Annotated in this window: 12 protein-coding genes and 1 tRNA gene; 5 read left to right on the top strand and 8 right to left on the bottom strand. The window is 69.0% G+C overall.

What is annotated here, in order from left to right:
* Positions 1–5: 5 nt before the first annotated feature.
* Entirely contained in the window at positions 6–1,478 is a 1,473-nt protein-coding gene (gene pyk / locus E7Z54_RS16990; RefSeq protein ID WP_136435704.1) for a pyruvate kinase, read from the top strand.
* Between the two features lie 72 nt (positions 1,479–1,550).
* On the opposite strand, the gene E7Z54_RS16985 is transcribed toward pyk, so the two are convergent.
* Positions 1,551–1,623 (bottom strand) — tRNA-Leu (locus tag E7Z54_RS16985).
* Between the two features lie 111 nt (positions 1,624–1,734).
* Between E7Z54_RS16985 and E7Z54_RS16980 the strand changes: the two genes are divergently transcribed.
* Together E7Z54_RS16980 and E7Z54_RS16975 are read left to right on the top strand one after the other, a co-directional pair.
* The gene (locus E7Z54_RS16980; RefSeq protein ID WP_276606240.1) at positions 1,735–2,352 is read left to right on the top strand and encodes an ANTAR domain-containing response regulator; all 618 of its coding nucleotides are present in this window, start codon (positions 1,735–1,737) and stop codon (positions 2,350–2,352) included.
* Between the two features lie 189 nt (positions 2,353–2,541).
* The gene (locus E7Z54_RS16975) at positions 2,542–3,831 is read left to right on the top strand and encodes an ABC transporter substrate-binding protein (protein WP_136435702.1); all 1,290 of its coding nucleotides are present in this window, start codon (positions 2,542–2,544) and stop codon (positions 3,829–3,831) included.
* Between the two features lie 86 nt (positions 3,832–3,917).
* Here the strand turns inward: E7Z54_RS16975 and E7Z54_RS16970 are convergent, their stop codons facing one another.
* From E7Z54_RS16970 to E7Z54_RS16955, 4 genes are read right to left on the bottom strand one after another with little or no spacing between them, the layout of a single operon-like run.
* The gene (locus E7Z54_RS16970; protein ID WP_136435700.1) at positions 3,918–4,694 is read right to left on the bottom strand and encodes an ABC transporter ATP-binding protein; all 777 of its coding nucleotides are present in this window, start codon (positions 4,692–4,694) and stop codon (positions 3,918–3,920) included.
* A complete protein-coding gene (locus tag E7Z54_RS16965; RefSeq protein WP_168798391.1) occupies positions 4,687–5,685 on the bottom strand; it encodes an ABC transporter ATP-binding protein in 999 nt (332 codons plus the stop codon). The genes E7Z54_RS16970 and E7Z54_RS16965 overlap by 8 nt, the downstream gene beginning before the upstream one ends.
* Entirely contained in the window at positions 5,675–6,673 is a 999-nt protein-coding gene (locus E7Z54_RS16960; RefSeq protein ID WP_136435698.1) for a branched-chain amino acid ABC transporter permease, read from the bottom strand. Before E7Z54_RS16960 ends, E7Z54_RS16965 begins: the two co-directional genes overlap by 11 nt.
* 12 nt (positions 6,674–6,685) lie before the next feature.
* A complete protein-coding gene (locus E7Z54_RS16955; RefSeq protein ID WP_136435696.1) occupies positions 6,686–8,056 on the bottom strand; it encodes an ABC transporter permease subunit in 1,371 nt (456 codons plus the stop codon).
* A gap of 304 nt (positions 8,057–8,360) precedes the next feature.
* On the opposite strand from E7Z54_RS16955, the gene E7Z54_RS16950 reads away from it, so the two are divergent.
* Positions 8,361–8,966, top strand: coding sequence for a GNAT family N-acetyltransferase (locus tag E7Z54_RS16950; RefSeq protein WP_136435695.1), 606 nt, complete (start codon positions 8,361–8,363; stop codon positions 8,964–8,966).
* Positions 8,967–8,974: 8 nt separating this feature from the next.
* Here the strand turns inward: E7Z54_RS16950 and E7Z54_RS16945 are convergent, their stop codons facing one another.
* Positions 8,975–9,400 carry a hotdog fold thioesterase gene (locus E7Z54_RS16945; RefSeq protein WP_136435693.1) on the bottom strand — a complete coding sequence of 142 codons (426 nt, stop codon included), beginning with the start codon at positions 9,398–9,400 and terminating at the stop codon, positions 8,975–8,977.
* 64 nt (positions 9,401–9,464) lie between these two features.
* Between E7Z54_RS16945 and polA the strand changes: the two genes are divergently transcribed.
* Positions 9,465–12,149, top strand: coding sequence for a DNA polymerase I (gene polA, locus E7Z54_RS16940; RefSeq protein WP_136435691.1), 2,685 nt, complete (start codon positions 9,465–9,467; stop codon positions 12,147–12,149).
* Between the two features lie 17 nt (positions 12,150–12,166).
* Here polA and E7Z54_RS16935 read toward each other — a convergent pair whose 3' ends face one another.
* Complete coding sequence (locus tag E7Z54_RS16935; RefSeq protein WP_240769745.1) at positions 12,167–13,420, bottom strand: lipopolysaccharide biosynthesis protein; 1,254 nt, start codon at positions 13,418–13,420, stop codon at positions 12,167–12,169.
* A 149-nt stretch (positions 13,421–13,569) separates the two neighbouring features.
* The gene (locus E7Z54_RS16930) at positions 13,570–14,385 is read right to left on the bottom strand and encodes a class I SAM-dependent methyltransferase (protein WP_240769744.1); all 816 of its coding nucleotides are present in this window, start codon (positions 14,383–14,385) and stop codon (positions 13,570–13,572) included.
* Positions 14,386–14,398: the final 13 nt, after the last annotated feature.

Below are 14,398 nucleotides of genomic sequence, written 5' to 3'. Positions count from 1 at the left end.
ACCCCGTGCGAAGAGCAAAGATCGTGTGCACCCTGGGTCCGGCCACCAGTTCCGAGCGCCGTATCCGGGAGTTGGTCTACGCCGGGATGGATGTCGCCCGGCTCAACATGAGCCACGGCACCCACGAGCAGCATGCCGAGGTCTACCGCCTGGTTCGTGAGGCCTCCGACGCCAGTGGGCACGGCGTCGGCATCTTCGCCGACCTCCAGGGTCCGAAGATCCGCCTCGAGACCTTCTCCGGCGGACCGGTTGCCCTCAAGCGTGGCCAGCGGTGGACCATCACCACCCGCGACGTCGACGGCAACGCCGAGATCAGTGGGACGACGTACAAGGGACTTCCGGGCGACGTCGCACCCGGCGACCCGATCCTGATCGACGACGGCAAGGTTCGTCTGCGTGTCGTCGAGGTGACCGATACCGACGTCGTCACCGAGGTTCTCGTCGCCGGCAAGGTGAGCAACAACAAGGGCATCAACCTTCCGGGGGTCGCGGTCTCCGTGCCCGCCCTCTCGGACAAGGACGCCGAGGACCTGCGGTTCGCCCTGCGCCTGGGCGTCGACTTCATCGCCCTGAGCTTCGTGCGGCACGCCGGCGACGCCGAGGACGTCCGCAAGATCATGCGCGAGGTGGGCGTGATGCTGCCGGTGATCGCGAAGATCGAGAAGCCGCAGGCGATCGACAACCTCGACGAGGTCATCCAGGCGTTCGACGGGTTCATGGTGGCTCGCGGCGACCTGGGCGTGGAGTGTCCGCTGGAGGAGGTGCCCTTCCTGCAGAAGCAGGTCATCGTCGCCGCGCGCCGGAACGCCAAGCCGGTCATCGTGGCGACCCAGATGCTGGAGTCGATGGTCACCAGCCCCGCGCCGACCCGCGCCGAGGCCAGTGACGTCGCGAACGCCGTCCTCGACGGCGCCGACGCGGTCATGCTGTCGGGTGAGACGAGCGTGGGGGAGCACCCGATCCACACGGTCGAGACCATGGCGCGGATCATCGCGGCGACCGAGGAGCACGCGCTGGCCGACGAGACCTTCAGCCGGTTCGGCCGGATCGAGTGGGACCCGCACACCCGTGCCGGCGTCATCACCAAGGCTGCCGAGGAGGTCGCGCAGCGGGTCGGCGCGAAGTACGTCGTGGCGTTCACCCAGTCCGGCGACTCCGCTCGCAGGCTGGCGCGACTGCGCAGCCCGATCCCGGTGCTCGCGTTCACTCCCGAGGCGCGCGCACGCTCGCAGCTCGCCCTCACCTGGGGCGTCGAGGCCTTCAAGACCTCCACGGTCGAGCACACCGACGAGATGGTCCGCCAGGTCGACGAGGAGCTGCTGCGCATCGGGCGGGTCAAGGAGGGCGACCTCGTCGTCATCGTGGCCGGCAGCCCGCCGGGCATCCCCGGATCCACCAACGCGCTGCGCGTGCACCGGATGGGCGATGCGATCAACGAGGTCGCGCCCGCCTACAAGCGGCTCGGCCACGCGCGCTGACGTCGATCAGCGGGCCACCGGGCCCACTGGGCCGAAAGGACCGAGTGACGTCAGGCCCTCCCTGACATCTCGTGCCCCGGGTGAGATTCGAACTCACACTGGATGTGGTTTGAGCACATTGCCTCTGCCGTTGGGCTACCGGGGCGGGAGCCGCACAAAAGGTAGCCGAAACCCGTCGCGCTCGGGGCATCGGCCTCCACCCGCGGACGCCCCTCCTGGCCGGAACCAAGCCGGTCCGCCCCGATAGTCTTGCCCCGTGACCGAGACCGCCCCGACCCCGCTGATCGCGCCACGCACCGTGGTCATCGCAGAGGACGAGACCCTGATCCGGATGGACCTCGCCGAGATGCTGGCCGAGGAGGGGTACGACGTCGTGGGGCAGGCCGGCGACGGCCAGCAGGCGATCGAGCTCGCGGAGCGGCTCCGGCCCGACCTGGTGATCCTCGACGTGAAGATGCCTGTGCTCGACGGCATCTCGGCCGCCGAGGCGATCGCCGGCAGGCGGATCGCACCCGTCGTGATGCTCACGGCCTTCTCTCAGCGCGAGCTGGTGGAGCGGGCACGGGAGGCGGGGGCCATGTCCTACCTGGTCAAGCCGTTCACCCAATCCGACCTGGTGCCTGCGATCGAGATGGCGGTCAGCCGGTTCGCCGAGATCGCCCAGCTGGAGGAGGAGATCACCGACCTCAAGGAGCGGCTGGAGACCCGCAAGGCGATCGACCGGGCGAAGGGGATCCTCCAGGAGCAGCTGTCACTGACCGAGCCGGAGGCCTTCCGGTGGATCCAGAAGACGGCGATGGACCTGCGGATGTCGATGCGTCAGGTCGCCGAGGGCGTCGTCGCGCACGGCGTGCCCGGGGCGCCTGGCGCCTGAGCCGCCCGACGCGGGCGCTCCCACAGCCGCGAGACGCCGGTTCTCCGCCTGCAGCCTGCCCGAACCGATGGTCACAAGTTGACAACGAGCCGCGAAGCCTGGTCGCGGGGGGCCGCCCACGCACTACGTTGGGTCGCAGCGCGGTACGCCGTACTGCGCCGAACCCGACCTGATGAACCGGAGGGCCTGATGTACCGACCGAAGAAGCTGATGCGACTCGGAGTCGTCGGACTGGCAGCCGCACTCGTGCTCGGCGCATGCGGCGAGGACGGAGGCGACAACGGAGACACCGGCACCCAAGAATCGCCCACGGCAGAGCCCAAGGGCGACGGCGTCTTGACCTTCGGCACACTGCTCCCGGCGACCGGGGACCTCGCGTTCCTCGGCCCCCCGGAGTTTGCCGGCGTGACCCTGGCCGTCCAGGACATCAACGCCGCCGGTGGTGTGCTCGGCAAGGACGTCGTGCAGGTGAAGGGCGACTCGGGTGACGGCACGCCGGACATCGCGGGTGCTCAGGTCGACAAGCTGCTGGCCGCCGACTCCGACGTGATCGTCGGCGCGGCCTCGTCGGGCGTGTCGATCACTGTCATCGACAAGATCACCGGTGCCGGCGTCGTGCAGTTCTCGCCGGCCAACACCGCGGCAGGCTTCGACACCGACCAGATCGACCCGAACCGTCTGTACTTCCGCACGGCGCCGTCTGACTACCTCCAGGGCGAGATCCTGGCCAACGAGGTCATCGAAGACGGTTTCGATAACGTCGCGATCATGGGCCGTCAGGACTTCTACGGCGAGGGTCTGGCCGAGCGGACGCGAGACGTGCTCGAGGAGAAGGGCGGGACGGTAGGGGAGTTCATCCTGTACAACAAGGATGCGACGACGTTCACCGCCGAAATCAACAAGATCGCCGCGGCCAAGCCCGAGGCCATCGTGCTGGTGTCATTCGCCGAGACCACAACGATCATTCCGCAGTTGATCGCCAAGGGCCTGGGGCCCGACGACGTGCAGCTGTACTTCGTGGACGGCAACCTCTCCAACTACCCGGACGAGAACTTCAACCTCGAGGGTGTCAAGGGTACGGCTCCGGCCTCGGCGACGCCTGACCCTGACTTCGAGGCTCTCCTCAAGAAGACCCCTCCGATGAAGAAGAACGACGCCCTGACCTACGGTCCGGAGAGCTACGACGCCGTCATCATCAGTGCGCTCGCCGCGATCGCGGCCGGCGACGACTCGGGTGAGGCCGTCGGCGCCAACATCGTGGACGTCACTCGCGAGGGCACGAAGTGCACCACGTTCGAGGAGTGCAAGACCCTGCTCGAGGACGGCGAGGACATCGACTACGACGGCAAGAGCGGGCCTGCGGACATGACCGACACCGGCAGCCTGGCGGCCGGCACCTACGGCGTGTACGAGTACGGCGCGAACAACACCTACGAGCAGATCGACACGGTCTCCGGCCTGGTGCCGCCGAGCGAGTGATCTGACCACTGGTACATGGAAGGGCCCGGCTTCGGCCGGGCCCTTCCGCATGTGTGTGGAGGGCGGTCGCGACAGACCGCCAGGGATCACTGCTTTCCGAGCGTTCCCAGGTACAGCTCGATCACCTTGGGGTCCCGCGCCAGGTCGTGACCGGTCCCCGTGTAGGCGTTGTGGCCCTGGTCGAGCACGTATCCGCGGTCGCAGATCTGCAGACAGCGGCGTGCGTTCTGCTCCACCATCACGACGGAGACACCGGCCCGGTTGATCCGTCGCGTCTGCACGAACACCTCATCCTGCAGGACCGGCGAGAGTCCCGCCGAGGGCTCGTCGAGGAGCAGGACCGACGGCTCCATCATCAGAGCACGCCCCATCGCGACCATCTGGCGCTCGCCACCGGACAGAGAGCCCGCCCGCTGGTTGCGCCGATCCAGGAGCGCCGGGAACAGCTCGCCGACGAAGTCGAAGCGCTGCTGGAAGCTACCGGGACGCTGGTAGCACCCCATCTCCAGGTTCTCTTGGATGGTCAGTGAGGCGAACACGTTGTTCGTCTGCGGCACGAATCCGATGCCGGCGGAGACCAGCTTGTCCGCACGCTGGTTGGTGACGTCCTTGCCGTGCAGCTGAACGGTGCCCTCGCTGACCGTGACCAGCCCGAAGAGGGCTTTGAGCAGCGTGGACTTCCCGGCGCCGTTCGGCCCGATGATGCCGACCAGCTCACCCTCCTGGCAGTAGAGGTCGGCTCCGTTGAGGATGTTGACCCCCGGCAGGTAGCCGGCAACCAGGCCGTCGGCGCGGAGCACCGCACCTTCGGCCGCAGCGAGGTGGGCTTTGCGCTCCGGACTGATCGTGGCTTCGTCAGTCATTGGTCTGAGCCTCCTGCTCGATCTCGGCCTCCGCCTCGGCGTGGATCTGCTCCTCCGCCTCGAACGTGAGCTCGACGTCGTGATGCGCTCCCAGGTAGGCGTCGATCACTGCCGGGTCGGCCATCACCGCGTCGGGTGGTCCCTCGGCGACGATCCTGCCCTGGGCCATCACGACGACCCAGTCGGAGATGTCGCGGACCATGTCCATGTCGTGCTCGACGAAGAGCACCGTCCGGCCCTCCTCCCGCAACGACTTCACGTGCCCGAGGAGCGTCTGCTTGAGCGCAGGGTTCACGCCCGCCATCGGCTCGTCGAGCATGACGAGCTCCGGGTCGGTCATCAGCGACCGCGCCATCTCGAGGAGCTTGCGCTGTCCACCGGAGAGTGACCCGGCGAAGTCCTCGCGCTTCTTGTCGAGGAGGAACCGCTCGAGCAGGCTGTCCGCGCGCTCAGTGTTGTCGTCCTCCTGGGAGCGCCACAGCGGTGCGAGCATGGCGGCGAGCAGGCGCTCGCCCCGCTGGCCGGTGGCTCCGACCCGCATGTTCTCGATCACGGTCAGCTTCGACAGCACCTTGGTCAGCTGGAAGGTGCGCACCATGCCCATCCGGGCGACCTTGTACGCCGGTACTCGGTTCAGCGATCGGCCGTTGAAGGACCAGGCGCCGCTGTCCGGGCGGTCGAAGCCGGTGAGAAGGTTGAAGAGTGTCGTCTTCCCGGCGCCGTTGGGGCCGATCAGTGCGGTGATCACCCCCCGCTGTACCTCGAGGTGGTCGACGTCGACCGCCGTGAGCCCGCCGAAGCTGCGGACGACGTTGTCCGCGGTGAGGATCGGGTCGGGCTTGGCGACGCCGGGGGTGCGGTCGACATCCGCCAGCGCGCGCCTGGATGCCTCGACATCGACGTCGAACCCGCGTCGAGCCGACGCGGGACGCACCGGTCCGAGGGTCATCTCGGTCCCACCACTGTCGAGGGTTCCCTTCTCATCGGGCATCGATCGCCAACTCCCTTCGGTCGCCGAAGAGTCCTTGTGGTCGGAAGACCATCAGCAGCATCAGGCCGAGTCCCATGAAGATGAGACGCATCAGGCTGGCCTGGGTGTCGTTCATGATGGAGGCGGGGATGATCGGGTTGGCGCCCGCGGTGGCCTGCCCGAAGAAGAGGTCGAGCACGGTGATCAGGAACCAGAAGATCACCGCGCCGGCCACGGGGCCGAGCACCCGCGCCGCTCCACCGATCAGCAGCACGGTGTAGGCGAAGAAGGTCACGTCCGTGGCGAAGAAGGACGGCCCGACTGTCGCCGATCGCAACGCGACGACGAACCCGGCGAGTGCACCGAAGAGCCCGCCGATGATCAAGGACTGCATCTTGTAGGCGTACACGTTCTTCCCGAGCGAGCGAACAGCGTCCTCGTCCTCGCGGATCGACTTGAGCACGCGACCCCACGGGCTCCGCATCAGCAGCCAGACCACGAGGCAGGAGACGGCGACCAACGACCAGCCCACCGTCATCACCCAGAAGTCGTTCGGACCCCATCTGACCAGACCGTCGATGCCGACGGGCTCCGAGAACGGGTTCACCTCGCGGAAGGGCTTGATGAACCCGGTCAGTCCGTCCTGGCCGCCGAGCTTGTCGGAGAACTTCGCGGCACTGATCACCTGACGGATGATCTCGGCCGCCGCGATGGTCACGATCGCGAGGTAGTCGGCACGCAGCCGCAGGGTGGGCACTCCCAGGAGGAGCGCGAGGATGACGGTGAGGACGATCCCGACGAGGACACCGAGCCACAGGCTCCCTCCCCAGATCGTCGACATGGTGACCATGGCGTAGCCGGCGACCATCATGAAGCCGGCCTGTCCGAAGTTCAGCAAGCCGGTGTATCCGAAGTGGATGTTGAGTCCGATGGCGGCCAGGCAGTAGACGACGGCTGTCGGGCCTAGCGCCTGCTGCAGTGAACCGGTCAGCAGATCGTTGAAGTCCATCCGATTGTCCCCTCAGCCGATTCTCTGCGCTCTGCCCAACAGGCCCTGCGGCCTGATCAGCAGGATGACGATGAGCAGGAGCAGCGCGCCCACGAACTTGAACTCAGGATCCACGAACAGCGTCGAGAGCTCGGTGAAGAGCCCGATGACGAAGGCGCCGACGATAGCGCCCCAGATGGTGCCCAACCCGCCGAGCACCACCGCGGCGAAGGTCAGCAGCAGGATCCGGAAGCCGATCTGGAAGTCGAAGCCCTGGGTCACGCCCAGGAGCGCCCCGGCGAGCCCCGCCAGCGCCGCGCCTCCGACCCAGACGATGCGGATCACCCGTTCGACGTTGATGCCGGTCGCGGAGGCCAGCCCTGGGTTGTCCGACACGGCCCGCGTCGCCTTTCCCAGGCGGGTGAACTGCAGCAGGCTCGTGGTCATGACCAGGACCGCGAGCCCCAGCAGGATCACGACCAGCTCCTTGGGCGTCAGCAGGATGTCACCGATCTGCCAAGGCGCCACTGCGCCGTACTGCGAGTAGTTGCGGCTCTGGGCGCCGGCGAAGTACTGGTAGATGTTGCGCAGGAAGAGTGACAGGCCGATGCTCACGATCATCATCGCGACCAGGCCGGTTCCTCGGCTGCGCAACGGTCGCCACAGCGCGGCGTCGTTCAGCCAGCCGAACACGCCGCCCACAACGAAGGCCGCGATGACGCCCACGATGACGGTGATCTCGGCTCCGCCGATCTCGATCCGGCCGGGCAGTCGGTCGATGAAGAACGCGACCAGAGCCCCGAAGGTGACGAGCTCGCCGTGCGAGAAGTTGGTGAGCCCGGTGGTGCCGAAGATCATGGAGAGCCCGAGCGCCGCCATCGCGAGGACGACCGAGAAAACGAGGCCGCCCACCATCAGCTGCATCGCCTCGGTGAACTTGCCCGGCTTGACCGGTCCAGCGTCGCCGATCGGGAACAGTACCGTCTGGTCGTTGTCGATGTTGATCGTGAGGGTGCGGCTCGAGATCTCGGGCTTGGTGTCCTCCGGCAGGGTCGACTCGTCCAGGGTCACCGTGTAGGACTTGCCCAGGTGTTCGATGGCGGTCCCCGGGAGGTCGATGACGAAGGTCCCGTCCTCCGCCGAGGTGGCTTCGCCGATCTGATTGCCGTCGGCGTCCTCGACGCTCACGGTGACCCCAGGCACCGCGAGCGGAGGTCGCTGGCGACGGTCGCAGATCCGGCCGAGGATGGAGATCGTGTCGTCATCGGTCGGCTTGACGAGCGCGCACCGGGTCGCGGCGTCCTGGCCGGTCGCGACATCGGCGTGCGCCGGTGGTGCCAGGCCGAGGAGGGCCAACATCATGAGCGCCAGGGCGATGAGGCGCATGGTCCTGGTCCAGGGCAAGTCGGGCTCCTGTCGCTTCGTGTCCGGGATTCTCCCGGGTCCCAAGCAGCGGACCCTAGCGTGACCCGAATCACGCCGGTCTGGCCCCCCGCAGCAGACACCCTAGGCCCCCTCTGGGCGGCATCGACCCGAAAAGTCACAACGGTCCTGCAACAAATTGGCTCAGAATTGGCTCTCGCAGAACGGCACCCCCACAGCGGATACTTGGGACGGCCTCGCATCCGATCGCAAACGACCACCGCGGTGTCGCGCCGAGGGGGTGCGAGCGTAGGGTGACTGACCCACGACCATGAGGGAGGACGCGATGAGCCGGCCAAGCCTCACACCGAGGATCGCCTGCCTGGAGGACGCGCCCGTCCTGGCAGAGCTCTGGAGCGACGTCCTGCGGCGGGCGGACCGCTCCGAGCAGGTCTCCGACATCGAGCTGGTCATCAAGGACGCCGCCGCATCGCCCGAGAAGCGGGTCGTCGTCGTGGAGTACAACGGCCAGCTCGCCGGCGCGGTCTTCCTGCGCATGACGACGCTGTCGCCGCTGAACCTGGAGGCGGCGGTGCAGGCGATCCATCCCAGGGTCTTCGATCACTACCGGCGCCACGGCGTGGGCCGCACCCTCATGGAGGCCGCTGCGTCCTTCGCCGAGGAGTGCGCCGTTCTGCACGTGTCGACCGCGATTCCGCAGGCCGCGCGTGACGCCAACCGCTTCATGGCGCGACTCGGGCTCGCCCCGGCCGCGATCTACCGTGTCGCCCCGACGTCGCTGCTGCGGAGCCGGGTCTCGACCCAGGGCCCCCAGCGCCGCGGTGACGTCGGCCGGAGCAGGGTTCTCGCAGCGCGTCGCTCGCTGCGGCGCACGCGCGGTGCGGAGCAGATCCCGCTGCCGGAACACGAGGATCCGATCGCGCCCCAGTGAGCCAGGCTTCAGGCCTTCGGTGCCGGGTCGCGCTCCAGGAGGGCGCAGGTGATCCGCGACGTGCAGAGTCTGCGGTCGGTCTCGTCGGTGATCGTGATCTCGAAGCTGGCCATCGTCCGGCCGAGGTGGAGCGGTGTGGCCACGCCGGTGACCCGACCCTTCGTCGCAGCGCGGTGGTGCGTGGCGTTGATCTCGATGCCGACCGGGAACCGGCCCGGGCCGGCGTTCAGGGCGGCCGCGATCGAGCCGAGGGTCTCGGCGAGGACCACGGACGCTCCGCCGTGGAGCAGCCCGTAGGGCTGGGTGTTGCCTTCGACCGGCATCGTCGCGACCACCCGCTCGGGCCTCATCTCGACGATCTCGACGCCCATCTTCTCGTTGAGCGCGCCCGCGTTGCTGGTCAGGAACTGGGCCACGTCCTCGGTGCTCGTCATGGCTCCGACCCTAGCCGTGGTGGCGCCGAGGGAGGCTGTCGGTCGCCCTCGATAGAGTCAGGACGTGCCTGAGCCCGCCCGACCGCCGCGCCTGCTCCTCCTCGACGGCCACTCGCTGGCCTACCGCGCCTTCTTCGCCCTGCCGGTGGAGAACTTCTCCACCGCCTCGGGGCAGCACACCAACGCGGTCTACGGGTTCACCTCGATGCTGGTCAACGTGCTCCGCGACGAGCAGCCGACCCATGCGGCCGTCGCGTTCGACGTCTCGCGTGCGACGTTCCGCAGCGAGGAGTACGCCGAGTACAAGGCGAAGCGCAACAAGACTCCCGACGAGTTCCGCAGCCAGCTCCCGCTCATCGAGCGGGTGCTCGACGCGTTCTCGATCCCGTTCCTCAAGCTCGAGGGCTACGAGGCCGACGACATCATCGGCACGCTGGTCACCCAGGCCCTGGCCGACGAGACCGTCGGCATGGAGGTGCTGATCCTCACCGGCGACCGCGACTCGTTCCAGCTGGTCACCGACCGTTCGACGGTGCTCTACCCGATGCGGGGCGTCTCGGACCTCGGCCGGTTCACCCCGGCCGCCGTCCAGGAGAAGTACGGCGTGCCGCCGCGCCGCTATCCGGAGATCGCGGCGATCGTGGGGGAGACCTCCGACAACCTGCCGGGGGTCCCCGGGGTCGGCGTCGGGTTCGCCGCCAAGTGGATCAACCAGTACGACGGCCTCGACAACGTGATCGCCCACGCCGACGAGATCACGGGCAAGAAGGGCGAGGCGCTGCGCGCGCACCTCGGCGACGTGATCCGCAACCGCCGGCTCAACGCGCTGGTGTGCGACCTGGACCTGGGGGTCACCCCGAACGACCTCCTGCTGAAGCCCTGGGACCGCCAGGCGGCGCTCACCCTCTTCGACGAGCTGGAGTTCCGCGGTGAGCTCCGCACCCGGACCATCGAGACCCTCGCCGACGAGGAGCCGGTCGAGGAGGGCGGCTTCGAGCTCGACGGGCGCGTGCTCGGCGAGGGAGAGGTCCGGGTCTTCCTCGACGCGCTGGGCGAGGAGGCCGTCGGCGTCCACGTCCGTGGCACATGGGGTGCCGGCACGGGCAACGTGGACGGGCTCGCCGTGGCCGACGCCGGCGGCAGCGCGGCCTACCTCGACGTCGCGGCGCTCTCGCCCGACGACGAGCAGGCGCTCGCCGACTGGCTCGCCGACCCCAAGCGGCAGAAGGTGTTCCACGACGCCAAGGGACCGACGCTGGCCTTCGCCGCCCACGGCTGGCGGCTCGAGGGCGTGTGCAGCGACACTGCGCTGACCGCCTACCTCGCCCAGCCCGACCAGCGGTCCTACGACCTGGCCGACCTCACGCTGCGCTACCTCCGTCGCGAGCTGAAGGACGAGGGCGAGCACGAGCAGGCCGCGTTGTTCGACGACGGCGTGGAGGTCGGCTCCACCGCGATGCTGCACGCCCGGGCGGTGATCGACCTCGCCCAGGCCCTCGAGAGCGAGGTGGAGCGCGCCGGGGGCGCACGCCTGCTCACCGAGGTCGAGCTGCCGCTCGTGCAGGTGCTCGCGAAGCTCGAGCAGACCGGCATCGCGGTCGACCTCGACCAGCTGACCGCCCTCGAGCAGCACTTCGCCGACGAGGTGCGCAAGGAGGCCGAGGAGGCCTACGCCGTGATCGGCAAGGAGATCAACCTCGGCTCGCCCAAGCAGCTGCAGGTGGTGCTGTTCGACGAGCTGGGCATGCCGAAGACCAAGCGGACCAAGACCGGTTACACCACTGACGCGGACGCGCTCCAGAGCCTGTTCGTGAAGACCGAGCACCCGTTCCTGCTCCATCTCCTCCGCCACCGTGAGGTGGCCCGGCTGCGGCAGACGATCGAAGGGCTGCTGAAGACGGTCCAGCCCGACGGTCGGATCCACACCACCTTCAACCAGATGATCGCCGCGACCGGGCGGCTCTCGAGCACCGACCCGAACCTGCAGAACATCCCGATCCGCACCGAGGAGGGTCGCCGGATCCGGGAGGGCTTCGTGGTCGGGGCCGGGTTCGAGTGCCTGATGACGGCCGACTACAGCCAGATCGAGATGCGGATCATGGCGCACCTGTCCGAGGACGAGCTGCTGATCGAGGCGTTCCGGTCCGGCCGTGACTTCCACGCGGCCACCGCCTCGCGCGTCTTCGACGTCGCACCGGAGCAGGTCACCTCCGAGATGCGCGCCAAGATCAAGGCGATGAACTACGGCCTCGCCTACGGCTTGTCGGCCTTCGGGCTCTCGCAACAGCTCGGCATCGAGCCCGGCGAGGCGCGCGGCCTGATGGACGAGTACTTCGAGACCTTCGGCGGGATCCGCGACTACCTCGGCGGTGTCGTCGAGGAGGCTCGGCGCAGCGGCTTCACCGAGACGATCATGGGCCGTCGCCGCTACCTCCCCGACCTGACCAGCGACAACCGGATGCGGCGCGAGACCGCGGAGCGGATGGCGCTGAACGCGCCCATCCAGGGCTCCGCGGCCGACCTGATCAAGGTGGCCATGCTGCGCACCCAGAAGGCGATCGACGGCGCCGGCCTACGGTCCAGGATGCTGCTGCAGGTCCACGACGAGCTCGTGTTCGAGGTCGCCGAGGGCGAGCGGGAGGCCCTGGACGCGCTGGTGCGTGAGCAGATGGCCGGCGCGGCCGACCTGACGGTCCCGCTCGACGTCTCGGTCGGCACCGGCCGCAGCTGGCACGAGGCCGCGCACTAGGTCCCCGCGCTGCCGCGCTAGCTCGCGGTGACCTGCTCGAGCTTCCGGTGGCGCAGCATCTGGAGCACCAGGAGCACCGCGACCATGATCGCGTCGACGACCGCCACCCGCACGGCGAGCCCGGTGACGGAGGACGCCGTGGCGCCGGCCAGCACCATCACGAGCACGCCGGCGGCGATCAGGTACTTCGTCGTCCGTCCGCGCTTGGCGAGGCCGGCGTAGACGAGCAGCTGCAGCACGGCGAGAAGTCCCCCGAGCACGGCGAACAGCCAGAGGCGGTCCTGCACCTCGGCGTACTCGTCCCCGCCGATGAAGACGAGGGCGAGACCGGAGAGGAAGTAGGTCGCCAGGGCGCAGGCGGCGCCGAGGAGGGACAGGAACGCCAGGCCGCGCAGCACCGCGCCTCGGCTCTCGTCGTCGGCCGACATCGAGGGGAACAGGACGACCACCGCGAACTGCGGGAGGAAGAGCACCGCCTTGGTGACGATCAGGCCACCGGCGTAGAGACCGGCCAGGTGGTCGTCCAGCACGGTCCGCGCGACGACGACGTCGAGGTTGGAGAGCGCGACGAAGGCGAGCAGCGCGAGGGAGCTGCCGACCGTCTCCTTGAGCACGTCGCGCCGGACCTCGTGCTCATGCGGGTCGGCGGTGGCGGCCCGCCGCGCACGCAGCGCGTAGGAGCCGACCAGGACCGGCGTCCAGGCGCCGAGCAGCACGCCCAGCATCGCGCTGGTCTCGGTCTGCCACACCAGGAGGAACCCCCCGCCGAGGAGTACCCGCGGCACCCCGACGGCGAGGTAGACCACGCTGAGCGGGAGCCACCGGCGCTCGCCCTGCAGCACGCCGGCCTGGCCGCCCATCACGGTGACCGGCACGACGCACAGCCCGAGCAGCACCGCGGGAAGGACGCCGTCGAGCCGCAGCAGCTGCCAGACGGCGGGCGCCGCGGCGACCGACAGCGCACCGAGCAGGATCGCAGCGCGCCAGGTCGTGTGGAGGATCGTGCGCTCGATCGAGGCGACGTCGTGGGGAGCGGCGGAGACTCGCCTGGCCGCGGTGGCCTGGAGGCCGAGCTGGACGACCGAGAGGACCATCAGCAACGCCATCATGCTCGCCACCGCGCCGTACTGGCTGGGGCCGAGCATCCGGGCGCAGACGATCTGGAAGGCGTAGGTGCCGACATTGGTGACGGCCATTGCGATCGCTATGCCGGCGCTGCTGCGAAGGAGCCGGAGCAGGCGGGAACCCGAGACGTCGGCGGCGGTCGTCACGTCAGCAGGGTAGGGGGCAGGCGGCGGGGTCCGGCATCCGAGCCTGCTCGACGCCGGCGGCTGACCGGCCGAGCGCACCGCGACGGTCCGGCGTACCCACCTCCTGGTCGTCCACGACGAGCAGCCTAGGCGCCGCAGGTCCCCGGCGGTCAGAGCAGGTCGGCGCCGAAGATCGCGGTACCCGGCGTCAGCGTCCCGCGGACCCGGGACCAGCCTCCCCACGGCCGGTCGTTGCCCTCCGGCCACTGCGGCTCGAGCAGTGTGGTGAGCCGGAACCCTGCGCCCGCGAGCAGGTGCACCCAGTCGCCCAGGGTTCGGTGGTGCTCGACGTACGCCGTCTCGCCGGTCACGTCGTCCACCTCGACGTAGGGCGTGCGGTCCCAGTAGGACTGGGCGGCGGTCAGCCCTTCCTCGGTCGGGTCGTCGGGGAACATCCAGCGCGTCGGGTGCGTGATCGAGAAGGCGAACCGTCCGCCCGGTCGCAGCACCCGCGCGGTCTCGTTCACCGCGGCCTCGATGTCCGCGACGAACTGCAGAGCGCCGAAGGAGGAGAACACCACGTCGAAGGAGCCGTCGGCGAACGGCAGCGCGGTCGCCGTGCCCCTCACGCTCGGGACCGTGACGCCCGTGACCTCGTCGATCCGGCGCGAGTGCTGGAGCTGGCGGTGGGACAGGTCGAGACCGAATGCCCGGCCACCACGGCTGCGGATCCAGCGTGAGCACTGGCCGGCACCGGACCCGACCTCGAGGACGTCACGGCCGGCGACCTCGCCGAGGATGCCTGCGTCGGCCTCGGTCAGCCCCTCCGGACCCCAGAGGAAGCCCACGTCGCCGAGGTACTCGCCGTGGGTGGCCTGGTACTCGTCGGCGTAGCGATCCCAGTCCGCGCCGTTGGCTCGTCTGGACTCCTGCTCGTCCGCGGGGCGACGATGGGCCGTCACGGGCGGATGCGGCCATACCTGCACGCTTCCGAGGATA

Source organism: Nocardioides sp. (assembly GCF_004803405.1).
In the GTDB taxonomy this organism is placed as follows: Bacteria; Actinomycetota; Actinomycetes; order Propionibacteriales; family Nocardioidaceae; genus Nocardioides; species Nocardioides vastitatis.
This window is presented reverse-complemented; position numbering and strand designations above follow the sequence as displayed.